The 24,484-nt window shown below is 53.7% G+C and carries 30 protein-coding genes and 1 tRNA gene; 7 read left to right on the forward strand and 24 right to left on the reverse strand.

The window, feature by feature from the left end; genetic code table 11:
• Positions 1-47: 47 nt before the first annotated feature.
• The 3 genes from EIO64_RS01675 to EIO64_RS01685 all read right to left on the reverse strand — a co-directional run bounded on the left by EIO64_RS01675 (position 48) and on the right by EIO64_RS01685 (position 1,205).
• Positions 48-266: a helix-turn-helix transcriptional regulator gene (locus tag EIO64_RS01675; RefSeq protein ID WP_025543763.1), complete on the reverse strand. Its 219-nt coding sequence runs from the start codon at positions 264-266 to the stop codon at positions 48-50.
• Positions 263-622, reverse strand: coding sequence for a DUF3796 domain-containing protein (locus tag EIO64_RS01680; protein WP_021750088.1), 360 nt, complete (start codon positions 620-622; stop codon positions 263-265). The genes EIO64_RS01675 and EIO64_RS01680 overlap by 4 nt, the downstream gene beginning before the upstream one ends.
• Before the next feature lie 124 nt (positions 623-746).
• Positions 747-1,205 (reverse strand): AraC family transcriptional regulator, encoded by a 459-nt coding sequence (locus EIO64_RS01685; protein ID WP_119311145.1) that lies wholly within the window; start codon positions 1,203-1,205, stop codon positions 747-749.
• 207 nt (positions 1,206-1,412) lie between these two features.
• On the opposite strand from EIO64_RS01685, the gene rplU reads away from it, so the two are divergent.
• The 7 genes from rplU (at position 1,413) to EIO64_RS01720 (ending at position 7,639) form a co-directional block, all read left to right on the forward strand.
• On the forward strand, positions 1,413-1,724 hold the full coding sequence (rplU, locus tag EIO64_RS01690) for a 50S ribosomal protein L21 (protein ID WP_119311146.1): 312 nt from the start codon (positions 1,413-1,415) through the stop codon (positions 1,722-1,724).
• Between the two features lie 2 nt (positions 1,725-1,726).
• Positions 1,727-2,059, forward strand: a complete 333-nt coding sequence (locus EIO64_RS01695) for a ribosomal-processing cysteine protease Prp (protein ID WP_021750085.1) — start codon at positions 1,727-1,729, stop codon at positions 2,057-2,059.
• Between the two features lie 41 nt (positions 2,060-2,100).
• Positions 2,101-2,382: a 50S ribosomal protein L27 gene (gene rpmA, locus EIO64_RS01700; protein ID WP_025543765.1), complete on the forward strand. Its 282-nt coding sequence runs from the start codon at positions 2,101-2,103 to the stop codon at positions 2,380-2,382.
• 485 nt (positions 2,383-2,867) lie between these two features.
• Entirely contained in the window at positions 2,868-4,154 is a 1,287-nt protein-coding gene (gene obgE / locus EIO64_RS01705) for a GTPase ObgE (RefSeq protein ID WP_119311147.1), read from the forward strand.
• A gap of 488 nt (positions 4,155-4,642) precedes the next feature.
• Positions 4,643-6,025, forward strand: a complete 1,383-nt coding sequence (locus tag EIO64_RS01710; RefSeq protein WP_119311148.1) for a TrpB-like pyridoxal phosphate-dependent enzyme — start codon at positions 4,643-4,645, stop codon at positions 6,023-6,025.
• 160 nt (positions 6,026-6,185) lie between these two features.
• Positions 6,186-6,980, forward strand: coding sequence for a polysaccharide deacetylase family protein (locus tag EIO64_RS01715; RefSeq protein WP_021750080.1), 795 nt, complete (start codon positions 6,186-6,188; stop codon positions 6,978-6,980).
• Between the two features lie 125 nt (positions 6,981-7,105).
• Positions 7,106-7,639, forward strand: a complete 534-nt coding sequence (locus EIO64_RS01720; RefSeq protein ID WP_119311912.1) for a putative ABC transporter permease — start codon at positions 7,106-7,108, stop codon at positions 7,637-7,639.
• A 38-nt stretch (positions 7,640-7,677) separates the two neighbouring features.
• Here EIO64_RS01720 and EIO64_RS01725 read toward each other — a convergent pair whose 3' ends face one another.
• From EIO64_RS01725 to EIO64_RS01825, 21 genes are all read right to left on the reverse strand, one after another.
• On the reverse strand, positions 7,678-8,064 hold the full coding sequence (locus tag EIO64_RS01725; RefSeq protein WP_021750078.1) for a metal-dependent transcriptional regulator: 387 nt from the start codon (positions 8,062-8,064) through the stop codon (positions 7,678-7,680).
• Between the two features lie 140 nt (positions 8,065-8,204).
• Positions 8,205-8,285, reverse strand: a tRNA-Ala gene (locus EIO64_RS01730).
• A 144-nt stretch (positions 8,286-8,429) separates the two neighbouring features.
• Positions 8,430-10,058 (reverse strand): recombinase family protein, encoded by a 1,629-nt coding sequence (locus EIO64_RS01735; RefSeq protein ID WP_110440919.1) that lies wholly within the window; start codon positions 10,056-10,058, stop codon positions 8,430-8,432.
• A 193-nt stretch (positions 10,059-10,251) separates the two neighbouring features.
• Complete coding sequence (locus EIO64_RS01740; protein ID WP_238068582.1) at positions 10,252-10,599, reverse strand: recombinase family protein; 348 nt, start codon at positions 10,597-10,599, stop codon at positions 10,252-10,254.
• 110 nt (positions 10,600-10,709) lie between these two features.
• Positions 10,710-10,868, reverse strand: a complete 159-nt coding sequence (locus EIO64_RS01745) for a hypothetical protein (protein ID WP_007487984.1) — start codon at positions 10,866-10,868, stop codon at positions 10,710-10,712.
• Between the two features lie 94 nt (positions 10,869-10,962).
• Positions 10,963-12,603, reverse strand: a complete 1,641-nt coding sequence (locus EIO64_RS01750; protein ID WP_136890731.1) for an AAA family ATPase — start codon at positions 12,601-12,603, stop codon at positions 10,963-10,965.
• 48 nt (positions 12,604-12,651) lie between these two features.
• The gene (locus EIO64_RS01755) at positions 12,652-13,866 is read right to left on the reverse strand and encodes an ATP-binding protein (protein ID WP_006873635.1); all 1,215 of its coding nucleotides are present in this window, start codon (positions 13,864-13,866) and stop codon (positions 12,652-12,654) included.
• Between the two features lie 146 nt (positions 13,867-14,012).
• Positions 14,013-14,435: a YolD-like family protein gene (locus EIO64_RS01760; protein WP_007487987.1), complete on the reverse strand. Its 423-nt coding sequence runs from the start codon at positions 14,433-14,435 to the stop codon at positions 14,013-14,015.
• A complete protein-coding gene (locus EIO64_RS01765) occupies positions 14,432-15,940 on the reverse strand; it encodes a Y-family DNA polymerase (RefSeq protein WP_009259947.1) in 1,509 nt (502 codons plus the stop codon). Before EIO64_RS01765 ends, EIO64_RS01760 begins: the two co-directional genes overlap by 4 nt.
• A 211-nt stretch (positions 15,941-16,151) precedes the next feature.
• On the reverse strand, positions 16,152-17,204 hold the full coding sequence (locus tag EIO64_RS01770) for a virulence RhuM family protein (RefSeq protein ID WP_009259948.1): 1,053 nt from the start codon (positions 17,202-17,204) through the stop codon (positions 16,152-16,154).
• Positions 17,191-17,508, reverse strand: a complete 318-nt coding sequence (locus EIO64_RS01775; protein WP_009259949.1) for a DUF6429 family protein — start codon at positions 17,506-17,508, stop codon at positions 17,191-17,193. Before EIO64_RS01775 ends, EIO64_RS01770 begins: the two co-directional genes overlap by 14 nt.
• 230 nt (positions 17,509-17,738) lie before the next feature.
• Positions 17,739-18,206, reverse strand: coding sequence for a DUF4313 domain-containing protein (locus EIO64_RS01780; protein ID WP_009259950.1), 468 nt, complete (start codon positions 18,204-18,206; stop codon positions 17,739-17,741).
• 160 nt (positions 18,207-18,366) lie between these two features.
• The gene (locus EIO64_RS01785) at positions 18,367-19,116 is read right to left on the reverse strand and encodes a metallophosphoesterase family protein (protein ID WP_009259951.1); all 750 of its coding nucleotides are present in this window, start codon (positions 19,114-19,116) and stop codon (positions 18,367-18,369) included.
• Positions 19,117-19,132: 16 nt separating this feature from the next.
• The gene (locus tag EIO64_RS01790) at positions 19,133-19,552 is read right to left on the reverse strand and encodes a hypothetical protein (protein WP_249390769.1); all 420 of its coding nucleotides are present in this window, start codon (positions 19,550-19,552) and stop codon (positions 19,133-19,135) included.
• Between the two features lie 20 nt (positions 19,553-19,572).
• Positions 19,573-19,773 carry a hypothetical protein gene (locus EIO64_RS01795; protein ID WP_009259953.1) on the reverse strand — a complete coding sequence of 67 codons (201 nt, stop codon included), beginning with the start codon at positions 19,771-19,773 and terminating at the stop codon, positions 19,573-19,575.
• Between the two features lie 115 nt (positions 19,774-19,888).
• Positions 19,889-20,263, reverse strand: a complete 375-nt coding sequence (locus EIO64_RS01800; RefSeq protein WP_009259954.1) for a type II toxin-antitoxin system PemK/MazF family toxin — start codon at positions 20,261-20,263, stop codon at positions 19,889-19,891.
• A 710-nt stretch (positions 20,264-20,973) separates the two neighbouring features.
• Positions 20,974-21,414, reverse strand: a complete 441-nt coding sequence (locus tag EIO64_RS01805; RefSeq protein WP_009259955.1) for a sigma-70 family RNA polymerase sigma factor — start codon at positions 21,412-21,414, stop codon at positions 20,974-20,976.
• Between the two features lie 316 nt (positions 21,415-21,730).
• Positions 21,731-22,273, reverse strand: a complete 543-nt coding sequence (locus tag EIO64_RS01810) for a hypothetical protein (protein WP_009259956.1) — start codon at positions 22,271-22,273, stop codon at positions 21,731-21,733.
• Between the two features lie 113 nt (positions 22,274-22,386).
• A complete protein-coding gene (locus EIO64_RS01815; protein WP_007487968.1) occupies positions 22,387-22,980 on the reverse strand; it encodes an ImmA/IrrE family metallo-endopeptidase in 594 nt (197 codons plus the stop codon).
• A 33-nt stretch (positions 22,981-23,013) separates the two neighbouring features.
• Entirely contained in the window at positions 23,014-23,373 is a 360-nt protein-coding gene (locus EIO64_RS01820) for a helix-turn-helix domain-containing protein (RefSeq protein WP_006877047.1), read from the reverse strand.
• A 136-nt stretch (positions 23,374-23,509) separates the two neighbouring features.
• On the reverse strand, positions 23,510-24,472 hold the full coding sequence (locus tag EIO64_RS01825) for a helix-turn-helix transcriptional regulator (protein WP_009259958.1): 963 nt from the start codon (positions 24,470-24,472) through the stop codon (positions 23,510-23,512).
• Positions 24,473-24,484 lie beyond the last annotated feature (12 nt).

Raw genomic sequence — 24,484 nt, forward strand, 5'->3', positions numbered from 1 at the left:
AATGGAGCGCCCGGCGGGGATGATCCCCGCCGGGCGCTCGTATCCCGTCAGCTATGTTCCGCTGGGCCGTCCGGCTCTACGGTAAATACTTCTTCAATGGGCACCCCGAACACCTTGGCGATGTTCCAGGCCAGCACCAGAGAGGGGTTGTACCGCCCCTTTTCCAGGTTTCCGATGGTCTCCCGCCGGACCCCCACCAGCTTTGCCAGCTCCTCCTGCTTCAGGCCCAGACGGGCCCGGTGCTCCTTCATCCGGTTGCGGATCACGGCTCCAGCCCCCAGCTCTCCCGGAAGCCGTACCAGGCGGCGGTCAGGGCGTAGACCACCACAGAGGCAGCCCAGCCAACCGTGCAGCCGGTAAGGAGTGCCCGCTGGGGGGTAAAACCGCCCAGCGTCAGGGTCCCCAGCACAGCGGCCGCCATCATCAGCATCCCGACCACAAACGCCCGGGAGGCGGACCGGGCCAGCTGCGCTTCCAGCATCTCGTCAGACTTCAAAAAGAAGTACTGGAAGTCCACCGCAAAGGCGAAGAAGCCCAGGAATCCCCGCGCTTCCGTAAACACGCCTGCGAACCCCAGCAGGGAGAGAAAACCCAGCATTCCATACAATATCTGCTTTTTCATAAGTGGCCTCCCTAATCAGCGTTCCAAAAAGCGGTATATTTCGCTCTTTATGAGGTGAATATATCATATACCACTTACGCTGTCAAGTATGAGGCTAGCATGAGCAGTCTCCGCGCGTCAAGCGTCAAATCCCCCTGAGCTTGCTTTCCCGCAAGGGCACGCAAAACTCACAGATATGCGCTGAGACCTTCGGATGCGCATATCGTTCTAGGATGGGTCTCGTGCCGTCCACAGGCAGCCGTGCTGCGCGTTGGGGAAGGTCTCCCCAGAAATCTGACACGCCCTCTTCTGTATGGGGGACTTCAAATACTGCCCAGCGGCCGCCGGCAACGGTGCGGACCGGCAGGCCGCAGGGGTCTTCTCGGCCGGTGAGGATCATGCCCACGTCATACCTCTGCCGGTCCTCCGGGATCTGCGCCGGATCGTCCAGAGCGATGCCCAGGATCGTTGTATCCTCCTGAAGCAGCGCATGTTCTCTCAGGTATCGTTTGAACTGCTCCATCAGCTGCCGGTTGCCTTCGCCATACCCGCCGGTCCGGCGCATATAGGCGATCTGCATGTCTCCCAGTTTCTCAATGGTCAAGCGACCACCTCCTATATGTTGATTCGTGTCCGGCCGGACAGCGAAATACTACATAGAATTCAAATATTTTGCAAGAACTTTTTTAAAATGATTGACTTTTCAGATTTTGGCTGATATACTAATTGAGCCGCTTTGAATGGGTTAAAAAGTGTCCCACCGGGACCGCCCCCGACAGCGAGCCCGTAATGAAGGAGTTGAAACAACGACATGAACGCAATTATCGTGACCGGCGGCAAGCAGTACAAGGTAGCCGAGGGCGACGTGGTCTACATCGAGAAGCTGAACCAGGAAGCCGGCGACACCGTGAAGTTTGACCAGGTCCTGGCCATCCTGGACGGCGACAAAGCCACCTTCGGCACTCCCGTGGTGGAGGGCGCTTCTGTGGAGGGCAAGATCGTCAAGAACGGCAAGGGCAAGAAGATCCGCATCTTCAAGTACAACGCCAAGAAGGGTTACCGCAAGCGTCAGGGCCATCGTCAGCCTTACACCAAGGTCGAGATCGGCAAGATCTCCGTCTGAGTATGACCACTGTCGTATTCCGTATGGAGGGCGACCGGATCACCGGCTTTGAGGCCCGTGGCCACAGCGGCTACGCCGAGGCGGGCGCCGACATCGTCTGCGCCGCCGTCACCAGCGCCATCCGTCTGGTGGAAGCCACCGTCAATGACGTGCTGGGCCTAGCCGCATCGGTTAAGGTTCGGGAGCAGGACGCGTCCATTTCGCTCCATCTGCCCGGAGGGCTGTCCCCCACGGCGGAGAGCACCTGTCAGTCTCTGCTGGCAGGCTTGATGGTTTACTTCTCCGCGCTCCACGACGAGTATCCCGACAACATCGAAGTTCTGGAGGATGATTGATCCTCCCCATCTAAAAATCTTCAGAAAGGATGGTCCGTATCATGATTCGTATTGGTCTTCAGTTCTTCGCCCACAAGAAGGGCGGCGGCTCCACCAAGAACGGCCGTGATTCCAAGGCCAAGCGCCTTGGCGCCAAGCGTGCCGACGGTCAGTTCGTCCAGGCCGGCAACATCCTGGTGCGTCAGCGCGGCACCCACATCCACCCCGGTGTGAACGTGGGCAAGGGCACTGACGACACCCTGTTCGCCACTGTCAGCGGTACAGTCCGCTTCGAGCGGCTGGGCAAGGATCGTAAGCAGGTCTCTGTCTACGAGGCTGAATAAGGAAGCCAAACCGCCCCGGTCAAATGACCGGGGCGGTTTTTTGCCGTTATGCGTTTTCTTGAAATGGTCCGTTTCAGAAACAGAGCGACCTTCTGGCCGGCATCAGTCAAAGCCAGTTGAGGGGATTCAGGATCTCCAGGAAAAACATCCAGAATGTGTCTTTAAAACAGGATTTTCGGCTCCTTTTCCCAGGAAACAGTGCCCGTATAAAGGCAATCAGCAGACATAGCAGGAGATACAGGACAGACACCAGTATGACCAGCAGGATCACGTCCTCCATCGTACAGCCCCCTTCTCGCAGAACATTTTATAGCGAAACCAGTATAACACAGCCTGCCCCACGGCGCCACAGACTCTTCCGCCTTTTGATTCTTGTACACAGGAAGCTTCAGCAGAACGCCTCCGCTCTTGACGTGTGGCAGGTTTTCGGATAAAATAGGCAGGATTAGGAATTCTTTGAATAGATCACAATATGAGGTGCAACCATGGCAACTTCTTTCATCGATAAGGCCCGAATCTCTGTCCGGGCAGGGAACGGCGGCAACGGTTCCGTGTCCTTTCACCGAGAAAAATATGTGGCTGCCGGCGGGCCGGACGGCGGCGACGGCGGCCGGGGCGGCTCCATCATTTTGCAGGTGGATGATAATATGTCCACCCTGATGGACTTCCGCTACAAGCGCAAGTACGAGGCCGGCAACGGCGCCGACGGCCAGGGGGCCCGGAAGACCGGCAAGGACGGCACAGATCTGGTCATCAAGGTTCCACGGGGCACGCTGGTGCGGGACGCAGAGACCGGCGAGATCATGCAGGACATGTCTGGCAGCGAGCCCTATGTTCTCTGCAAAGGCGGTCGGGGCGGCTGGGGCAACAGCCACTTCGCCACTCCCACCCGGCAGGTGCCCCGCTTTGCCAAGGCGGGACTCCCCGGCGAGGCCCATGATGTCATCCTGGAACTGAAACTGCTGGCGGACGTGGGGCTGGTGGGCTTCCCCAACGTGGGCAAGTCCACGCTGCTCTCCGTGGTATCCAAGGCCCAGCCCAAGATCGCCAACTACCACTTCACCACCCTGTTCCCCAATCTGGGCGTGGTGTGGGTAGAGGACGGCGTCAGCTTCGTCATGGCGGACATTCCCGGCATCATTGAGGGCGCCAGCGAGGGCGCCGGCCTGGGCCACGACTTCCTGCGGCACGTGGACCGCTGCCGCCTGTTGGTCCATGTGGTTGACGTGTCCGGCAGCGAGGGCCGGGACCCGGTGGAGGACTTTGACGCCATCAACGCGGAGCTGAAGCAGTACAGCCCGGACCTGGCGGAGCGGCCCCAGATCGTGGCCGCCAACAAGGTGGACATCCTCCCCCCGGACTCCGACAACCTGGAGCGGCTCCGGTCTCATGTGGAGGCTCTGGGCTACACGCTCCTGGAGATTTCCGCAGCCGCTCACCAGGGCACCCGGGAACTGGTGAAGAAGACGGCGGAGATGCTCTCCGTCCTGCCCCCTGTCACTGTGTATGAGCCGGAGTATGTGCCGAAGGCCCCGGTGATCGATGCCTCCGCCCCGCTGGACATCCACCGGGAGGACGACGGCACCTGGATCGTGGAGGGTCCCTGGCTGCGGCAGGTGATGGGCAACGTGAACTTCGCCGACTATGAGAGCCGGATGTGGTTCGACAAGGTGCTGCGGGATAATGGCTTCTTCCAGAAGCTGGAAGAGATGGGCATTCAGGACGGTGACATTGTTTCCCTATACGATTTTGAATTTGAATACCAGCGGTAAAATCCAGGGGCGGGCCAAATGGCCCGCCCCTGTTTTTCCAAAATTCAAAACGAAAATTAGAGAAATTTTTTACGCTTTTTTGTAATGAACTCACAAAGTTTTTTTCAAAGCTTGACAGGCGGGCCCAGCGTGTTGTACACTCAGCCCAAGTTCAAAAGCACAAACCAATGACGCGGACGAGTACACGGACGTCGCTTCTCCAAGAGAGCTGCCGGTGGTGGGATGGCAGCAGAAGGGGCCCCGCCGAATGGACCGCAGAGGGCGGGCTGAACGGGATCTCTCCCCAGTAAGCGCCGACGGGCTTTTCCCCCGTTACCAGGGAAAGACGTGTGTTGGCACGTCGCCGAGTGGGCGAGCAATCGCCAAGTTGGGTGGCACCGCAGAAGTCGCAGACTTTTGTCCCAAGGGAACCATAGGAATGGGTCCTTGTGGGATGAAGGTCTTTTTCTTTTTCTCCAAAGGGCCGCAGATCAGAAAGGAGCACAACCATGACATTCGAGAAAATCCCCTACAAAATCTACCTGACCGAAGACGAGATGCCCATGAATTGGTACAATGTCCGGGCAGATATGAAGACCAAGCCCGCCCCTCTGCTGAACCCCGCCACCGGCACGCCCATGGGCTTCGATGACCTGCGTCCGGTGTTCTGCGACGAACTGATCCGGCAGGAACTGGACAATGACACCCGGGAGATCCCCATCCCCCAGGAGATCCGGGACTTCTATAAAATGTACCGGCCCTCTCCCCTGGTGCGGGCCTACTGCCTGGAGGAAAAGCTCCAGACCCCCGCCAAGATCTACTACAAGTTCGAGGGCAACAACACCTCCGGCTCCCACAAGCTGAACAGCGCCATCGCCCAGGCTTACTACGCCAAGAACCAGGGCCTCAAAGGCGTCACCACTGAGACCGGCGCCGGCCAGTGGGGTACTGCCCTCTCCATGGCCTGTTCCTACCTGGGGCTGGACTGCCAGGTCTACATGGTGAAGGTCAGCTACGAGCAGAAGCCTTTCCGGCGGGAGGTCATGCGGACCTACGGCGCCGCCGTCACCCCCTCCCCCTCCGATACCACCAGCGTAGGCCGGGCCATTTTGAAGGAGCACCCGGGTACCACCGGCTCCCTGGGCTGTGCCATTTCCGAGGCAGTGGAAGCCGCCGCCAGCCAGCCCGGCTACCGCTATGTGCTGGGCAGCGTCCTTAACCAGGTGCTGCTGCACCAGTCCATCATCGGTCTGGAGGCCAAGGCGGCTCTAGACAAGTACAACATCGTGCCCGATATCATCATCGGCTGCGCCGGCGGCGGCAGCAACCTGGGCGGTCTGATCTCCCCCTTCATGGGTGAAAAGCTGCGGGGCGAGCGGGATTACCAGTTCATCGCCGTGGAGCCCGCCTCCTGCCCCAGCTTCACCCGCGGCAAATTCGCATACGACTTCTGTGACACCGGCAAGGTCTGCCCCCTGGCCAAAATGTACACTCTGGGCAGCAACTTCATTCCCTCCGCCAACCACGCCGGAGGTCTGCGGTACCACGGCATGAGCCCCGTGCTCTCCGAGCTGTACCATGAGGGGCTGATGGAGGCCCGTGCGGTAGAGCAGACAAAGGTCTTTGAGGCGGCGGAGCAGTTCGCCCGGGTGGAGGGCATCCTTCCGGCGCCGGAGTCCAGTCACGCCATCCGGGTAGCCATCGACGAGGCTATGAAGTGCAAGGAGACCGGCGAAGAGAAGACCATTGTCTTTGGCCTCACCGGCACCGGCTACTTCGATATGGTGGCCTATGAGAAGTTCCACAACGGCCAGATGACCGACTATATCCCCACTGACGCAGAACTGGAGGCCAGCTTCGCCCAGCTGCCCAAGGTGCCGGGACAAGATTGACCCTAGTCACGAAGACAGCGGAGGACATGTTGTCCTCCGCTATTTTCTCTGTTCCGGTGGTTTTTCTGCATAAATGTCGCCGGTCTGCGCAAACTGGATCCGAATCCATTTGCCCAGACTGGAGGAATGTCTTGTGTCCAATCCCAACCGCCGCGGCGCCATGGCGCTGGTGTCCGCCTCCCTGTGCCTGACGCTCGCCGCGCTGTTTTATTTCACTGCCCCGGCACCGGCCCTCACCGCCTCCGCCCCCATCGCGGTCCCTGCGGCTGCGGACTGGGGGCTATCCTTCCCCACAGAGGGGGAATCCCCAGTGGGCAATGCCTCTGCGGAGGACCTGGCCCAATACGGCGCCTACTACCTGGGGGATACCAGCCAAAAGGTCCTCTACCTCACCTTTGACTGCGGATATGAGAACGGCTGCACAGAGGCCATACTGGACGCCCTGAAAAAGCACAATGCCCCCGCCGCCTTCTTTGTGGTGGGGCATATGATCGAATCTGCTCCCGACATCGTCCGCCGCATGGCGGCAGAGGGCCACATTGTGGGCAACCACACGTACCACCACCCGGATATGTCCAGCATCTCGGACATGGCCGCATTCCAGAAGGAGCTGACGGACCTGGAGACCCTGTACCAGGAGACCACAGGACAGCCTCTCTCCAAGTTCTACCGCCCGCCTCAGGGAAAATACAGTGTGGAGAATCTGAAGCAGGCCCAACAGCTGGGATACACCACCGTGTTCTGGAGTCTGGCCTATGTGGACTGGAACACGGACGATCAACCTTCTGCGGAGGAGGCCTATGCCAAACTGCTGCCCCGCATCCACGACGGAGCCATCGTGCTGCTCCACTCTACCTCCGCCACCAACGCCGCGATCCTGGATGACCTGCTGACCAAGTGGGAGGAGATGGGCTACACCTTCGCCTCCCTGGACCAGCTGCCCGGGCTGGCCTGACCACGCACCGGACCGGACGCAGCGCCCGGCTTCATTCTCCCCTTGCTTCCTGCCGCCTGACATGATAGGATGGTGGAGACGAAAGGGGGCGGCGTCCCATGCGTTCTCTCTCCAAATCCAAGTGGATGGAAGCTGTTCAGTCCTACGTGCTCTATTTCTTTTTCTACTCCATGCTGGGGTGGCTGTATGAGGTGTTTCTGGAAGTGGTGGTCTACCGCTGGGGATTCACCAACCGGGGTGTGCTGCTGGGGCCCTACTGCCCGGTGTACGGCGTTGGCGCCCTGGTGTTCCTGCTGGCCTTCTCCCGCCTGATGGCTAAGCGGGAGCCAGCGTGGTTCCGCTGGGTGAAGCCAGTGCTGGTGTTCCTGGGCTGCATGATCGCCGCCACCGCCATCGAGCTGGCCACCAGCTATCTGCTGGAGGCCCTGACCGGCGCCTGGCCCTGGCAGACCTACCGAGACTACGCTATCAACTTTGAGGGCCGTATCGCTCTCTCCCCCTCCATCCGCTTCGGACTAGGCGGACTGCTGTTCCTGTACGTGCTCCAGCCCCTGTTCCACCGGCTGGTCCACAGCCTGTCGCCCCGGGTGCGCCGCGGGGCTTGCATCGCCGTTCTGGTGCTGCTGGCTGTGGACTGCGCCGTGCTGCTGTTCCGGTGATGCCGCCTGCCGCATTAATCAAAAGAGGACTGACTTGGTCAGTCCTCTTTCTGTTCTTCCATCATCTTTTCCAGATACTGCTGGATGCAGCGGAACGTCTCCTCGCTGAGGTCGTGTTCCACCTTGCAGGCATCCTCCGAGGCCACCTCCGGCGTTACTCCCAGAAGGACAAAGAGCTTGGAGAGGGTCTTGTGCCGACCGTAGACACGGCTGGCCACTTCCAACCCGCTTTCATTCAGAGTGATGAATCCGTCCGCATCCATCGAGATATAACCGTTTTCCCGCAGCTTCTTCATGGCGATGCTGACGCTGGGCTTGGAGTATCCCAGCTCGTTGACGATGTCAATGGACCGCACCTGCCCCCGCCGCTGCTGCAAAACCAGGATGGACTCCAGATAGTCCTCTGCGGACTCGTGGATTACCATGGCGCTCAACCTTTCTCTTTGGAGAATAAATCACTTGCCGGAAAACGTGAGCCGCCTATCGGCCGTGATCTATTTCGAGCGGGAAAGGTCATGCGGATAGTGGAAAAAAGAGAGACATGCTTTAACATGTCTCTCTTTTTTGGTGGAGATAAGCGGGATCGAACCGCTGACCTCTTGACTGCCAGTCAAGCGCTCTCCCGAACCATCGGGTATGCACCCCCTGATGGCTTGGGAAAGGGCTTGAATATCCCGCCCCGGCAATTGATGAGAGACAAGTTGCAGTATAGCATAGAAGGTATATGTTGTCAACTGGACATACCTTTACGATATGTACCCCTCGCCGTGGTCGTGGCGAGGGTGAGAGCTTATTGCGCCATGGGCAGTTCATAGGTAGCGCATTCGTCGATGCTGTCGATACCATTCAGGAACTGCTCCACATTAATGTTGAATTCAATCTTGACCCTATAGTCCCGGAACACCGAAACCTTCTTGATGATGTAGCCGCAGATCATTTTCTTGACCTCCATCGGGCTTTCATCAAAAATCTTGGACCAGGACACGATCCGGTTGAACTCGGCCTTCATCTCCTCGATCTTAGAGTTTCCATCATTCAGTTCTGCGGTAAGGGTCGTGATTCGTTCACTGGTGGACAGTACCTTCTGTCGGGTATCCTCCAGCATTTCAGTCAGCACATCTTGCGGCAGGGCGCTTTTCCCTTGGATCGCCTTCAGCACCTCGGACTTGAGGGATTCATATTCCTTATTGGCCTTGGTGTTTTCGGCTCTGGCCCGCTGCAATTCCGAGCGTATCATTGCCATCTGCTTTTGAACCGCACTTCCCACAATCATGTCGTTGGAAGCTCCCTGCATCTTGTCGAAGACCTGATGCAGCACCTCAGTGACGATCCCGTCCAGAATGTGCATTGTGTATCCAGTCTGTCCTGTACATTCCTGACGGCGCCGGGTCTTGTTGTAGCATACATAGCGAATACGCTTTTTATGGACCGGCGTCCCATCCGCAAGGCGGGTGGTTGTCCCGTTGGTAGTGAGCACCAGCCGGCCTCCGCAGTGGCCGCAGAAGATGTTCCCGGAAAGCAGGGATTGGCCTGCGGTATTCAGCGGTACTGTGCGCCGCTCTTTCCGCTCATTGGTCCGCTCCAGCATCAGTTTCTGCGCCAGGTCGAATTGGTCTGGGGCGATGATCTGGAGGGCCTCAAAGGGGCCGGCATAGGTTTCTCCGCTCCGAAGGATTCCCTTATAGAGCGGGTTGTGCAGGATGCCCCCCACACTGGCGTCGTGCCAGTTTTGTCCCTTCCGGTTTTTGATCCCGTGGTCGTTGAGGAAGTTGGCAAGGCGCCATCTGCCGTAACCGGACGAAATGCAGAGGTCAAACATCATCCGGACGACTCTGGCCTCGTCCTCATCAATGACCAGCATGTACACCTCATGTTTGCGCTTGTTGAGGATGCCGCTCTTTTCCAGCCGGTACCCGTATGGTGCGTTTCCACCGCGGAACCGGCCTTCCTCTACCATCTGGCCAAGGGCCGTTTTGGTGCGCATCGAAGTTTTCTGGCTCTCTCCATCGGCCTGCCAGAAACGGATATAGTTGGTCAGGCGGTCCGTGTGGGACTCAAACCGCTGCTCTCCTTCCTGTACGCTCCAGACGCGGACGCCCTTTTTAGTAAACCACTCCACAACGAAGGGTGTTTCATCTGACTTGCGGCCCAGTCGGTCGAACATGAAGACAAGCAGAATATCGAACTTGCCCTGCTCTGCATACTTCTTGATGAGCTGCAGTTTATCACGGTCATCGGCGCTGACTTTATAACCGGATACGCCAGTTTCCTGCTCCTCGCCCACGATGACCCAGCCCATTTTCGCCGCAAAATCGTGGCAGGCTTTTCTCTGCATAGGGATGTCTGCCTGGTTGTTTTCATCGTGATCGACCTGCTTGTTGGTGGAAACTCTGTATAAACAATAAACTCTTTCAGCCATTGATATCCGTCCTCTCATGTTTTTTGTGTGAGAGGGCGGACACCCAATTCATTCTATTCGATTATCAAGGTTCCCGGCTTTTGCCATACCCATTATCTCACACTACGGCCAGAATAGCCAGGGGAATTGATAATCTTTTTATAAACAAATCTGCAGTAAATGGGCTGGTGTGTTGGGTTATCCTGTACTTTGCTCAAAGTTTTTGGGCCTCATCAGTCTGCCAAAAGCGAATGTAGTCAAGCATGCGTTCTGCATCAACGCCGTCTATGATCTCTCCCTCATAGACGCTCCAAACATGGATGCCCTTCTTGGTAAACCACTCTGCGATGAATGGGGTTTCGTTGAGATTGCGTCCCAGCCGGTCATACATAAAGACCAGCAGGATATCAAACTCACCCTGCTCAGCAGCCTTTCTAATGCGCTTTAACTTAACAAGGTCATCAGTGCTGACTTTATAGCCGGACACGCCGATCTCCTGCTCCTCGCCAACAATGTTCCAGCCTTTTTTCTCTGCAAAATCGTGGCAGGCGTTCTTCTGCATGAGAATGCTTTCCTGATCCTTACCTCTGTATAAGCAATAGACTCTTTCAGCCATTTTACTGACCATCCCTTCATCAAATCTTCTGAATGCAAGACCTTCAGCAAGTCGTTCTATTTCTGGGGCATTGCATAGGCGCTCAGGAGAGCCTGCTTTACTAATACAGCAACTTCAGGATTTTCTTTTTCTGCAAAGCAGAGAGTGACCTTATAGCCCTGAACCGAGATATGCATTTCAGGCTTTTCTTCGTCGATTCTGAGTACCCTGTTCATAGTAATCCTCCTAAAAATAAAGCATCGGCTATCCTAAAAAGATAGCCGATGCTTTTCAATTTCTAATTGTAACTGCTTAGTGGCGATAGTCCTTTTACAGAGTAGGTTCGATTGACTGCATACCGATTTCCTGTACTTGGACGATATCCAATGTTGGCAGAGCCTTCAGATAATTCTCTACATTCCAGTATTGGACCCCATTTTCCATCTGCGCATCTTCGCCGCGGTACAGGATATAGCGCCCATGGATGGGACCAAACCGCCGTTCCGTCCTCTGGCATTTATCCTCATCGACGAGGTGCCGGTATTGAAAGGGAACCTGTTTGCTGCTGTGTTTGATTTCAAAGATCTCACAGGAGTTTTCTTTCTGGTCATAGATGACCATGTCAAACTCGCCAGCCTCAAACTGCAGTTTGAAAACACGGTGATCCTTGTCGGCCGCCTTCATGGTTTCCAGCAGCACAATATCTTCCATCATCCGGCCACGGACTTCTTCAAGGATGCGGCCCGTGATCTGCGTTTTATCATATTCGCTGAGCGCCGAGAACTGCTCATCCTTTAACAAGGAATGGATAAGGGCCTGGGCCTGACAATATCGCATTCCAGGCTGTGTGAAGAGAATATGTTCCACTGGTTCAATTCCGGGGTCCGCCGATTCAATGGGACAATCCACAATCAACTCCAACGCGGTAAGATATTGCTTAATCTCTATGATGTGAGCAGTTGTGATACCGATGGACTGCTCCTCCTTGTTCCGGATATCCAGCAGTTCCATCAAACGCCGGGTGACCGCCTCTGTATCAATGGCATCCAGCGCCTCTGTGCGCTTTTCGGGGTCACGCTCTTTCCGCAGATTTGCGGCAGTGAGCCGCAGGTCATGGGAGAGAAAATCATCGGTCAGCACTGAGATCAGGAATCGGTGGTTCATATCCTCTATGATCCGGTTGATGGCGCTGGTCAGCTCTCCAGCTTCATACAGAGAGTACAGGTGGCGGAAATGCCCGCCCGACTCGTAGCAGGCCAGGGAGTGCTGGATGTTCTTGCAGATTGCCGTGTCGATGTATCTTCGGGTGGACTCGTCATCCCGGAAGGATGCATCCTGAGCATTCACATCTTCATCGTCAAAGGCCAGCTCTCCGGCGCGTAGTGTGCCGCCATATCGGATGTACTCATCAATGCTGTCGATCCCGAGCAGACGGCTATACTCCCGATATGGGATGAAGGTCGTGTGGATGGACTTGGCCCGGTCATACAATTCTTCATCCATTGCCAGCCAGAAGCCCAGGGAGTCCGTACCAGACAGGACGATCTTCATTCCCATGGTGGCGAACACATCGGAAAAGAGGGCAGCCGAGTCAATAAAGTCTTCCATCAGCGTGACCTCGTCGATGAACACATATCGGAATCCCGCGTTAAACAACTTCTTGAGATCCCGGTTCATCATCGCCATATTGTCAGTCCTGCGGGCTTTGATGTATGCGATACGGCTCAAGTCCTCCTTTGTCATTCTGCCAATGGCCTGACGGAGCATGGTGTTTTTTCCAGTCTGGAGCAGGCCAAAGAGCAGACACACGCGGTCATGACTTCTGCCGTGGAGGTACATCTCCAGTTGCTCAAAGCAGTCGCGTGAGGCCAGTGCCTTTGATTTCTGCGCAACGGCAGCCAGTTCTTTGCCGATGGTTATATCGGTTTCGACACCTGATATTGATATGCTTTTCGGGCTGCTTCCACTCACTTATGCGTCACCTCCTCGCCAATCACGCCCTGATATGTTACCGCTTTCTCAATTCCATTCTTCCGCCAGAAGGAAGTCACGGATATTCCGGTGCTTGATCCCGTTCCTGCTCATGTCAAACTCGTCGAGGGATACGACATACTTGGGGAAATTGTCCTGGATGCCATCGTATGCACCGAACTCCCGTTTCACCGTATCTTCAGAGGCCAGCAGGTATGTTACCTGCACATAGAGTTTTTCTCCTCTTTTTTCGCATACAAAGTCAATTTCTTTTTCTCCTGCTCTGCCTACTGTGACAACATAACCCCGTCGCAGCAGTTCCATGTAGACAATGTTTTCGAGGATCAGGTTGATGTCCTTCATGTTCCCGCCGAACACAGCCTCCCGAATACCGTGATCCGCAATATAATACTTTTCGTTGGAGGCCAGTATCTGCTTGCCCTGCAGGTCCTGGCGCTTTACCTGATAGAAGAGATATGCGTCACAGCAGTACCGCACATAGTTCAGGATGGTTTCTGCCGCGACAGTCCGCTGCTCATTTTTGAAAAACTTAGCCAGAGAGGACGCTGAGAAAACTGTTCCGACATTTGCGGTCATATACGCAATGATGCGCTCCAGCAAATCAATATCCCGAATCTTGTTCCGTTTTACGATATCTTTGAGCTGCACAGAATTGAATAGATCTGTGAGATACTGCCGGGAGGGTTCTTCCTCATACCGGAGGTTGGCCAGATAGGGCATTCCTCCGGCCAGCAGATATTTTTGAAAGCATTGCTGGATCGAATCGCTTGGTGCAATTGTGTGGTACAGTTCCAGGAATTCAGCGAAGGAGAATGGGTAAATCACAAACTCCACATACCGTCCGCCAATATAAGTGGCCAGTTCACCGGACAGCAGTTTTGCGTTGGAGCCCGTAATGTAGATATCGCAGTCCAGCGCCACTCGCAAAGAATTGACGCACTTTTCCCAGCCCTCTACTTCCTGGATCTCGTCAAAAAACAGATACGCTTTTCCCTCGATGCCCTCTGCCCGTTTTATGATCTCATCGTGCAGAGCCGTTGCGGTCTGCAGATGGGAGTACCGCATATCTTCAAAATTGATTGAGATCATCTGAGACGGGGCAACACCAGCCTCCGCCAGTTCCTCTTTGATCAGTTCCAGCATCACCGACTTACCGGAGCGGCGAATGCCGGTCATTACCTTAATCAGTTCGCCCCCAATGAAGGGACGGATGCGGTTCATATACAGTTCTCGTTTGATCATGATTGGAACGCCTCCTTTCTATCGTTGACCTCAGTATATCCCATTTACAACTGAAAATCAACTGATATAATCTAATTTTATCAGTTATAACTTATAAAATTAGTCGTATGTTGGCGCAAACACTGTACACAGCTTTTCAATTTCTCTCAAAGAAGCCCCCGAATGCACTCACTTTCCAGTTCAACGATGTCGCCTATCGGTATCCTTAAGCCATCAACCAGAATCAATACCTGATCCGCCTCATGGATTCTTTTCAGCCTCCCGGTTGATACGATATACCGGCCGCCGTCTTTCTTTGCGTCGGGCTGGAACCAGGTCACCGTGATTTCCGGCCGCTCTTTGATCCGCTCCAACAGCAGTTGCTGTTTTGAGTCCAAGGCAGCCCTGGCATCCTCGTCCAGTTCCATGCGCTGGTCGGTCAGCCGGGCCGTTTCCACAAGGGCGGCGCTGTGGCCGGACAGGGCCGCAAAGGGTGCGAACTGGGCCGCACGGTCTGAGAGCGGCATCCTCGGGTGCTTGGCTGAGGTAGGATGCGGCAAGTTGATGATATCATCGTATGGTCCGGTCATGCTTTGTGACCTCCGATTTGGTTGTTTCTCTCCCTGGCTGTGGCGCCGTCCTCCAGATTCAGTCCTTTGAGGATGGCATTCTTGCCAAAACGCTTTTTGATGTCCAGCATGGTTTCCTGGAGTTTTCTCTCCCGTGCATGGGCAGTGTCAGCCTCTTTTTTCTGCTTTTCCTTTGCCGAGTAGTCCGTAAACAGGTCAATCTGCTCCGGCAAATCCTCCGGCACAGAAGACTCGTCCAGCAGGTGATTGGCGCAGAGGGTCAGCCGGCGGGCCAGCAGGGTTTTATCTACGATCCGGTCATACAGGCTGGTGGCTGCCTTGAGCAGCTCCTCGCCGGAGGAAGTATATCCGTCCAGATTGACTGTACCATGAGCATGCTTGGGAATTTTGCGCCCATAGCGGTCCGTGGTGACCTCTCCGGTGTAGACTGTACCCTTGAGGTTTTCGATGTCATAGCCTACTGTGAGGACCAGTTGGTTGGTCGCAAGCCGCTTATCTACCAATTCCAGCGCCAGTGCATCGGCCATCTCCTGGATGACCAGCCTTGCCTTTTCAAATGGGTATGGGTACTGCAGAATCTGCCCGGAGACGATGCTCTTGTTTTCTGGTTTGTATGCCTTAATGTCCGCAATGGTGCAGGGTTCCCAGCCCCAGGCATGGTCGATGAGCAGTTCTGCGTTGACACCAAACAGTTTATAGAGCAGTTCCTCGTTGTGATAATCTGTAGGCTGCCCGATAGAACACCGGGCAATATCTCCCATGGTGTACAGGCCGTTGGCTTCCAGCTTGGCGGCATAGCCTTTTCCCACCCTCCAGAAGTCGGTGAGCGGACGGTGGGTCCAGAAGGAGCGGCGATAGCCCATCTCATCCAGTTCTGCGATGCGGACGCCGTATTCATCGGCGGGGACATGCTTCGCGCCAATGTCCATGGCGACCTTGGCCAGATACAGATTCGTCCCAATGCCCGCCGCAGCGGTGATACCGGTCGTCTGCAGAATGTCGAGGATGATTTTCCGGGCAAATTCACGGGCCGACAGATGGTAGGTCTGCAGGTAGCTGGTGGCGTCGATGAACACCTCATCGATGCTGTATGGGTAGATGTCCTCCGGCGCCACATGCTTGAGGTAAACACTGTAGACGCGGGTGCTCCAGTCAATATAGTGGGCCATCCGGGGTGGAGCCACGATATAGTCGAGGGCCAGGGAAGGATTTCGCCGTACCTCCGGGTCGTGAGAGGAAGCGCTGGTGAACTGCCGGCCAGGGGTATTCCGCTGCCGTTGGGCATTGACCTCCTTGACCCGTTGGATCACCTCAAACAGCCTGGCTCGACCGGAAATGCCATAAGACTTCAGGGAAGGTGTGACCGCCAGACAGATGGTCTTTTCAGTGCGGCTCAGGTCCGCCACCACGAGGTTGGTGTCCAGTGGATTCAGCCCACGCTCGATGCACTCCACACTTGCGTAAAACGATTTTAGATCACAGCAAATGTAGGTTCGCTCCTTCATGCTTCGGTCACCCCTTCCTCTTTATCTTCCGACGCATTTTCAAAGCCATTATAGCACATTTGTTCTGGTTGTTCTATTGTGAAAAAACACCATCTTGTACCCATTGGAAAACCAGCACAGAATGCTGTGATTTCTAAAGCGATATGCCTCCATCTTTCTGCCGCAACTGTAAAAGAGAGCCGCCAGTCTGGAAACCGGCGGCTCTCTTTTGTCAGTCATTTTTTCTCTCTGCTTGTTCCTCCAGGGCAAGGAAATGGTCGAAGTCGCTTTCAAACATGCGATCCTGCACAATCCGGTATTTTTCAAACTCGCTCTCTGCGAAGGCTTTGGCGATCTCATGCGTCACCCGGCCGGTGTCGTGGAGGATCTCATGCTCATTGAATTCCAGGAAGCGATTCAGCCGCTGTGACCAGTCCTGCATGGTCATAGGGATATGGCGGCCTGCCTGGTATTCCGCATAGTCCAGGTACATGGTCACAATGCGTTCCAGCGCCTGCAGTTCCTCTCTGGAAAGATAGTTCTTAGCAATGGACACATCATACTTCTGTATTTTTCCGTTTGGATACTGCTCCCAGGAAGTTAAGCCCATGTGAGGTTTTTCAGCGTTGGCTCGCTCCACAATCAACTCCGCCGCAGTATGACGGTGGATCGCCCAGTGGAGTTTGTTCTGTACCTCGGAAAAAAACAGGCGTGTGGTTTTGGCTGATTTATCATAATCCAGAGCCGTGGCGTAGATGTCGGTGATCTTTTGGTAGAACTTGCGTTCAGACATCCGAATCTCCCGGATCTGCTCCAGAAGGTGGTCGAAGTATTCCTTGGTAAGTACACTACCCCCGTTTTTCAACCGGTCACTGTCCATGGCCCAGCCCTGAATGGTGTAGTCCTTAACGATGGTATTGGCCCACTTGCGGAACTGGACCGCCCGGTCATTGTTGACCTTGAATCCAACCGCAATGATCATCTGCAGATTGTAGTGCTTCACCTGGCGGCTAACCTGACGGGAGCCCTCAGTTTGAACTATCCGGAAATTCCGGATAGTTGCCTCCTCTGTCAGCTCACCATCCTCATAGATCTTCTGGATGTGCTCATTGATTGTCCGAACATCCACATCATAGAGAGCCGACATCATCTTCTGGGTCAGCCAGATATTCTCATCCTCATAGCGCATTTCCATGCTCTCTGTACTGTCACCGGTAGCGGCCACAAAGGTCAGGTATTCCGCTGCGCTGGATCGGATCGCCTGTTCTTGTTTATCGTTCCGCACTGCAACGCCTTCTTTCTTCTGTATCAATTCCATATTGGGCCAGCAGTTTCCGAGCTTCGGCTTCTCCCTCCGGTGTGATGAGGGCGGGATAGGTTCGCCCGGCAGCGTTGATCAGCCCTTCCTCTGAAAGTTTGTTCAGCAGGTCGTGATCATAGCCCTTCCAGCATCGGCGGACAAGGGGATACTTTTCCAGTTCCTTTTTCTTGACCGCCCGCATTTCCGGTGTATCCCGTTCCTCCCAGGAGGTCAGGTACATCAGCATGAGGGTCAATTCCCGAATGGTTTTCTTCTGTTTTTCCGGCATTAGCCTGTCCTCCAATCTTTTTGACTTACTACCATCATATCACAGGACGGGCTGTTCGTCTATTCCACAATCATTCCGGGATATACATCGGACCACTCCGTATGCGTCATTACTCCGCTGCTGGGAGCGCAGTGGGCGAGAACGCAGTCCGCTGTCCAGTTGACCCATTCCGAGTTCACCAGAGCCTCTTGGTATTCCTCAGTCCAGCCACGGACTGTATTATGGACTTATTACATCATCATTCCTGTACATATTTCTTCGCCTGTTTCATCTTCCGCACCCATCATTCCTATAAAAGAGGACTCCATATACTCGTCATAAGCCCGTGCGTATCTCTCGTACTTCTCACCGCCGGTTTCTTTCAGAACGGTTTCATCAAATGTCCATAAAGGGTAGGAGCAGAACCCACTTTCTTTGTAGAGCCCAGTATCTTTAGCAAATCCACGATTGAGCAGCTGCGGCGCAAAGGGACAGTTGTTTATATCGACATATGCACTGTTTTTCAAGCCAATAAATTCTTCAAAAGATTTTGTAAGAATAGCGAACTGTTCTTTCTCATCTGCTCCTTGGATAGGCATATCAAGAACAATCGCAAGGCCAGGCAGTTCTTTGCCCATAAAATCATAAACCGTGTACAATTCCACCCTCGGCTCCAATATAACGGGCGTCTCAAAATAATCTTTAATTTCAAATGTCATTTTTTCCTCCTGATAACAAAATATCACCTATGCTCTACCATATATGTAAAATCGCTTTTTCCCTTTGTGTAGCCTATCTCTTTGCTCATTTGGCGTCTTCCACTCCGTTCAGAATAAAAGACCAGGGAATGCTGGTTACCCACTCCCTGATCCATTGCGATTAAAAACCCAGTTCAGATATCTTTTCCCACTGGAGGATGTATTTCTGATCTATGATTCGATTCTCATGGTAATGGCCGAAAAACCAGTAGGCGAATTTACACCGCTGGCTGACCATTTCAAGAAAGTCCGTCAGTTCATCCGTTCCATAGGATGGATTGATCTCCTGCACCACACCGCTGGGAGCGCAGTGGGTGAGAACACAGTCTACCGTCCAGTTGACCCGTTCCAAGTTTGCCAGGGCTTCTTGGTACTCCTCCAAGCTGGGCATCTCCTCCTCCCACCAGCTCACGCCTTTGACCCGGAACATGGACCGCATCCGGCGCATCAGCCAATACTGGCGCTCGAAGTCCGGAGCGGCGGGATCAAGGATTCCATCCTGAATATCATGGGAGGCCGCACCGCCCATTGTGAACCAGGCGAGGCCGCCGAAGTCGAAGACCTGTCCCCGCATAAGGTGCAGGACATGCTCCCGCACAACATGGACCCGTCCGCCATTCCATTCTTTTTCTGGTAGAGTGTTCAGCAAGTCAAAATTCTCATGGTTCCCATCCACGAACAGGGTGGTGAAGGGCTTCTTGTTCAGCCAGTCCAACCAATATTGATCTTTCTGGCTTCCATCCCACAGTCCTCCAAAATCACCCGCGATGACCACATAGTCCCCCCGGCTCATCTCCTTCTGCTGTGGGAAGTATTTGCTCCCAAAGCGTTGGAAGTCGCCGTGAGTATCACCCGTAATATAAATTGCCATTCCATCGCACCTCGATTTACAGGGTCATTTGCTGCTGCCCTGGCAGTGGGGAGCTAATTTCTGCATCGGTTGCCGTGCGGACACCAGGACCGTTCCTGGTTTTCGTTGTCACCAGCAGGCCATCTTGAACAAGCTGCTCCATCAGTTCGCCCACGAAGCGGTTGGCAAGATTATGCTTGCCTTCTTTATCACAGAGCCTGTGTACAGAGAACTTTTGAGCGACATTTAAAGCAACCGGGCCTGTGATATACAGGTTTTTCCGTTTTGTCCGGCACCGTTCCAGAATTTCATGTGTGATCTCCTCGCGCTTGGTCTCCAACTGTGCCAGATATTCCTCATCGGTAATATCCCAATACCTCTCGTAGCAGTCGAAGCCATAGCAGCAGAACGATTTCGCATCCTTCAGTAGTTCTTGGATGGCTGGGATCTCGTCCATCTCTATAATACCACTAAAGTTCATCGGATGCAGTATAACTCCTGCCAGCCTTTCGTAACGGTATCAGATGTGCTGTCCCCACCGGGCTGTAGATCCCAGCCCGCACTCTGGAACAGGCTGCGGCTTTCTTCATGAAATTTGGCGGCGTCAGTCTCAGCCGGCCAGCCGGAATCGAACTGATAGCGGCTGCGAATCCGGAAGTAAACTTTTCGGTACTCCACTCTTGCTTCACCTCGTTTTCCTATTCCCAAGTGCTTTTTCAAACAATACCACAAGTAAGGCGGCAACATCTATTCACCAATACCAACAGAATAAATGTTCATAAATTGACCTATTCTACCGATATCCTTCCACCAGACCGACGCTGACCCCAAGCGCCCAGTCAATCTGTTTCATCTCGGAGGTGTCCAATGCTCCAACGCGCTCTCTGAGCCTGGACTTATCAATAGTGCGAAGTTGCTCCAAGAGGATAACGGAACCACAGCTCAATCCATTCGCTTGCCTATTCAAACAAACATGTGTAGGCAGCCGCGGTTTTCCCATCTTGCTGGTGATGGGGGCTGCGATCACTGTGGGGCTGTGGCGGTTGCCTACATTGTTCTGCAGAATGAGTACCGGACGGATACCACCTTGCTCAGACCCGATGACTGGCCGCAGGTCAGCATAGTAAATGTCACCACGGCTGATTTCCTGTCTGCAATATGTTTTCACAGAATACACCTCCTCAGCATATTGGGCTTAATATCACAAAAATAGGGACCGCCTCCGCATCTCCCGCATCTGGTTGGAATGGCTGCTCATACGGCATGTTCCGGTCAGTAAACGGGTTTTGGACAGAAGCGATCCCCATAGCTTCTGATATTAAGACTTCACATTTGTGTTGTCTTTCTTTGGCGCTTGTATTCGACACTACTTCCCCAAGCGCAGGAGCCTGTGCCATTGGCATCAGCTCCATAGGGCGACCATCTGAACCGCGGCTGGCTTCACCGCGTCATGGGACTCTCACCCCCGGCAGGATCTCTGTCGGCCGCCCTCATTGCTTGATCCCCATTTCGGTGGGGCTGTGACTGGACGGAAGTATCATTATCCCTGGCGGAGTCATTGCGATACAGCTTGCCACAGGCTGTTTTTTGGACGGATGGACCCGCTTAGCACCTTATTTGGCCGTCGTTGATAGAGGGGAAATCCGTCAGGCTGTCATAACCGAACAAAAATGTATAGGTGACTTCGTTTGCAGCCTGTACCAGAACCTCTACAGATGGTTTTCGCGCATCCTCCAGCGTCGCTTGCCCCTGTTCAGCAGGGGCCCCGTCAGGAAAGTATTCAGACAATCGGATATTCGGTTTTCAAGGAACAAGTGAGAAGCATTTCCTTCTCGCTTGTATAGGGGAAGGTGTCGGCATTTTAATAACCCTCCAATTTCAATTTTCTAAAAGTTTTTTCAAAGACTTGAGAATACGGACTTTCCGTTTATGCACTGCAGGCTGTGAAACGCCAATCTCTCTTGCATAGTCAAGTTCACTTTGTCCCTTAAAAAACAACCCCTGTACCAATGCCTGATCCGCAGCAGGCAACGCTGAGATCGCTTGGTACAGGGCCTCTTTCTTTATTTGTTCAAGGATGATGTGTTCCGGAGTGTTGATGGCGTCAATAAACTCCCGGAAATTTTCATAGGCGCCATCCTGACTTCCGATCATCCCACTCGTCTGGATCTCATGGTCAAAAAAGCTCTGATCATTGTCCTTGATATTCCACCGGGTTCTGCAGTAAGTGCGATAGACCTCCTCTGTCACTATGACTTCCTCATATTCCTGAGTGCAGGTGTTAAAAACAATAAGGGTAAACTTCCCGTTGGATTCCATGTGCCTTTCCTCCAAATTTCAAGATTTTGATGGCGAATCAAAATCTTGAAATCAGGGGTACTTGGCGATATAAGCCTCCCAGCCCATGCCGGCCCTCCCAGTGCCGGGCAGAAAAATAGCCGGGGACGCATTTCTGCATCCCCGGCCGATCCCCGCCGCCATATTGCGGCAGGAATACAGAGGGCCGGGACACTTTACAGCGTCCCGGCCCTTGTCAGCTGGTCCTATTCATTTTTGCGCATACCTGCCACTGTACTGAGTATAGCAGAGGCAAAGTCGGAAGGGAGTAGGGATTTCGTCGGTTTTTCATCGGGAATCAGTCGGGATAAAGTCGGGGCATCTCCAATTCTTCCTGAAGTTCCGGCACAGCATAACCAAAAAGGCAGAGGGACAATAAGAAGATCGCCTCGCGCTTTCGGTCATAGAATACGCTTCGCTCCATATTCAGCTCATCCAGCAGTTCCTTTTCTGTGCTGTTGAAACGGTGGATAAATTGTTTGGTCAGGATCTCATAGTAAAGTTCACCCCGGTCAGGGTATCGTTTCAAGCGGAGAAGGGCACGGTCGATCACATCCACCAGCATCCGGTTTTCCATCACACAGCAGACCCGTTCCTCAAACTCCTGCAGATCCATATCCGGGGCGAAACTTTGCAGATAGATAAGCCCGGTATCAGCGTCCTGAGCGCCCAGCTCCCAGGCGTACTCATGCAGTTCCTCCACCCGCTCACTGAGGACCCACACCACATCCCGGTAGATTTTCAAAATCAGCTTTACCCGGTGATAGGCCAGCTGGCTGTCAAATCCAAGGGTCGCCATCTGCCTTTTACATTTCTGCAAAGTGGAACTTTCTTTTCTCATGCCATTCTCCTCCTCCCATGTTCGCTAAACTGCGAACAAAATGCATATAACAAAGCCTGTGAACATTGGTGCGGCTGCGCCCCTCTCTCAGGAGGGGGCTTGCCGTACCAAACTTATATGAGATTGCGTGTTTCCAACCGAATACGCATGGCCTGCTTGGAGACTTGGAAGATCTGAGCCATTTCCGCAACCAACTGCTCATTGCTCCTGCCTGCACGCAAACGGTAAAAACTTCTTTTGATTTGCGGCAGGGGCATGAGGAGAGCAGTAGCCAAAGCATCCGCCTGCCATTCGACCAGACCGTGGCTTTCATCCAAAGATGTTTTTCCTTCATAGGCAGCCACATCGCCTGTGCCGGAGTACAGCTTCTGGTGCAGGACCCAGTGCCCCAATTCGTGAGCACAGGTGAACCGCAGCCTGCCGAGGAGCCTGTCCACACAAAGCCGCTCCTCCACCAGGATTGTTCCGGCCTTGACTGCAATCAAACGGTAGCGTTTTTCATCTTGGTCGTATAAAATAGCCGCTCCTTCATCAAAAATCGTTTCCCCAAGGATGCTCCCGTTTTTGCGTAGGCAATGATATTCCAGAGTTAGATCAAACTTGGTCTCTATGATAGTTTCAATGGGAACTGCCTGGGGAGGCCCGTCCAACAAAGCGGGATCATACTCTTGCAGGATCTTCCGTCCAATGGTTTCAATTGCGTCCAATCGATACTTTGGTACAGACAAGAAAATCCCCCCTTAGTTCTGGCGGTTCTGTAGCATTTCCATAAATGCCTTCCATTCCTCATCGGTAGCATCTACTTCCTTTGCCACTCTCAATGCTGCGCGGACGATGTCATGCTGGCGGATATAGTCAGGCAGATCGGCCGGAACCGTCTGCCTGGAATCTGCGGCCAGATCCAGCAGCATTTCATGCTCCTGCTTATCCAATTCCAGAAAAGAAGAGATCCGCTCTACAAATGCTCCCTCTGGCGCTGGCCGGCGACCCTGCTCAATATCACACAGGTACCCATTGGAGATACCGAGGTGTTTCGCGGTATCCCGGAGATTTAATTTGGCCTCTTTGCGCCGTGTGCTGATGAAAGCTCCAAAGGTCACTGGTCTCCCTCCTTCATAGAGTTTCGCTGGTTTGCGAACATCTTGTTTATATTATAACTGGCACATCTGTTCGACACAAGGGCAAAAAAGAAAGCAGAGGCCAGGTGTTAAAATTCCATAACACCTGGTCCCTGTTTTAGAGAAACCTGTGGGCGATCCGCTTCATTTCTTCCACACACTCATGAGGTGCTATGATCTGAATCCCGCCCATAAATTTGAATACCCATCCGTAAAAGGTGCCGCTTGGGTCGACTTCAATGTTTGCCGTAAAGTGTTCCTCGTCATATGTGCGGGTTGGTACAGCTTCTCCATAATGGTCTATGATGGTTTTCATCAGCTTGTTCTCACAGAGCAGTTCAACAGAAACTGTGCGGTCAGCAGCAAACATATCAACGATCTTGTTGGTGTAGCCCGCCACATCAAAGTCTTCATCGGGGGTAAAGCCGGAGGGAAGTATCTTGATCCCCGACAGACGGTCTACTCGAAAGTGGGCCATCCGCTGGTGTTTGTGAGAAAAGCCAATCAGGTAATAGTGGTCATTCTTCCATTCCAAAGCGTAAGGGTCCAGTTGATAGAGATAACCGCCATGTTTGAGAACTCGTTTTTTCTCGGGCGTATATTCATAATACTGGAACTGTATCTGCCGCTTTTCCAAGATTGCCGTTTGGATGGCATCAATGATGTAATAGACTTGCTCATTGTCCGGTTTCACCCGGCTGGACAGGCTGGCGAGCTGCCGAAGCTGCTCTGCCTGATGTGTGCTGGTCAGACGGCATAATTTCTGTACCAGTTCCTCGGATTTCCTGGCAGAAATGATCTTCGAGGATGCTACTGCGTCTGTCAGCATTTTCAGTTCTGGATACTCAAACAGGCGGCTTCCCATAAAATATTGGTTTTGGGTACTCTTGACCACCACAATATCAATTCCTGCATCGATCAGCGCATTGGTATCCGCGTAAACAGTCTGCCGCACTGCCTGAATTCCTTTTTCATTCAGATGGGCAATGATGTCAGATACTGTGGCGGGATGGTTTTCATCAGTCCGCTCATAGAGAAACTGGAGCAATTCCAGTATCCGCATATTTGTTGAATTCTGCATACTTCACCTCCT

It is taken from the genome of Dysosmobacter welbionis, from assembly GCF_005121165.3.
GTDB classification, from domain to species: Bacteria; Bacillota; Clostridia; order Oscillospirales; family Oscillospiraceae; genus Oscillibacter; species Oscillibacter welbionis.

Bases quoted from the DNA above. Each gene is read 5' to 3' on its own strand.
- EIO64_RS01785 (WP_009259951.1), bottom strand. From the start codon at position 19,116: ATGGCAATTTATATTACGGGTGATACTCACGGCGACTTCCAACGCTTT.
- EIO64_RS01805 (WP_009259955.1), bottom strand. From the start codon at position 21,414: ATGGAATCCAACGGGAAGTTTACCCTTATTGTTTTTAACACCTGCACT.
- EIO64_RS01775 (WP_009259949.1), bottom strand. From the start codon at position 17,508: ATGCCGGAAAAACAGAAGAAAACCATTCGGGAATTGACCCTCATGCTG.
- EIO64_RS01755 (WP_006873635.1), bottom strand. From the start codon at position 13,866: ATGATCAAACGAGAACTGTATATGAACCGCATCCGTCCCTTCATTGGG.
- EIO64_RS01760 (WP_007487987.1), bottom strand. From the start codon at position 14,435: ATGACCGGACCATACGATGATATCATCAACTTGCCGCATCCTACCTCA.
- rpmA (WP_025543765.1), top strand. From the start codon at position 2,101: ATGATTCGTATTGGTCTTCAGTTCTTCGCCCACAAGAAGGGCGGCGGC.
- EIO64_RS01710 (WP_119311148.1), top strand. From the start codon at position 4,643: ATGACATTCGAGAAAATCCCCTACAAAATCTACCTGACCGAAGACGAG.
- EIO64_RS01720 (WP_119311912.1), top strand. From the start codon at position 7,106: ATGGAAGCTGTTCAGTCCTACGTGCTCTATTTCTTTTTCTACTCCATG.
- EIO64_RS01740 (WP_238068582.1), bottom strand. From the start codon at position 10,599: ATGCAGAAGAACGCCTGCCACGATTTTGCAGAGAAAAAAGGCTGGAAC.
- EIO64_RS01810 (WP_009259956.1), bottom strand. From the start codon at position 22,273: ATGAGAAAAGAAAGTTCCACTTTGCAGAAATGTAAAAGGCAGATGGCG.
- rplU (WP_119311146.1), top strand. From the start codon at position 1,413: ATGAACGCAATTATCGTGACCGGCGGCAAGCAGTACAAGGTAGCCGAG.
- EIO64_RS01780 (WP_009259950.1), bottom strand. From the start codon at position 18,206: ATGACATTTGAAATTAAAGATTATTTTGAGACGCCCGTTATATTGGAG.
- EIO64_RS01735 (WP_110440919.1), bottom strand. From the start codon at position 10,058: ATGGCTGAAAGAGTTTATTGTTTATACAGAGTTTCCACCAACAAGCAG.
- EIO64_RS01725 (WP_021750078.1), bottom strand. From the start codon at position 8,064: ATGGTAATCCACGAGTCCGCAGAGGACTATCTGGAGTCCATCCTGGTT.
- EIO64_RS01695 (WP_021750085.1), top strand. From the start codon at position 1,727: ATGACCACTGTCGTATTCCGTATGGAGGGCGACCGGATCACCGGCTTT.
- EIO64_RS01790 (WP_249390769.1), bottom strand. From the start codon at position 19,552: ATGGACGAGATCCCAGCCATCCAAGAACTACTGAAGGATGCGAAATCG.
- EIO64_RS01715 (WP_021750080.1), top strand. From the start codon at position 6,186: ATGGCGCTGGTGTCCGCCTCCCTGTGCCTGACGCTCGCCGCGCTGTTT.
- EIO64_RS01825 (WP_009259958.1), bottom strand. From the start codon at position 24,472: ATGCAGAATTCAACAAATATGCGGATACTGGAATTGCTCCAGTTTCTC.
- EIO64_RS01745 (WP_007487984.1), bottom strand. From the start codon at position 10,868: ATGAACAGGGTACTCAGAATCGACGAAGAAAAGCCTGAAATGCATATC.
- obgE (WP_119311147.1), top strand. From the start codon at position 2,868: ATGGCAACTTCTTTCATCGATAAGGCCCGAATCTCTGTCCGGGCAGGG.
- EIO64_RS01765 (WP_009259947.1), bottom strand. From the start codon at position 15,940: ATGAAGGAGCGAACCTACATTTGCTGTGATCTAAAATCGTTTTACGCA.
- EIO64_RS01680 (WP_021750088.1), bottom strand. From the start codon at position 622: ATGAAAAAGCAGATATTGTATGGAATGCTGGGTTTTCTCTCCCTGCTG.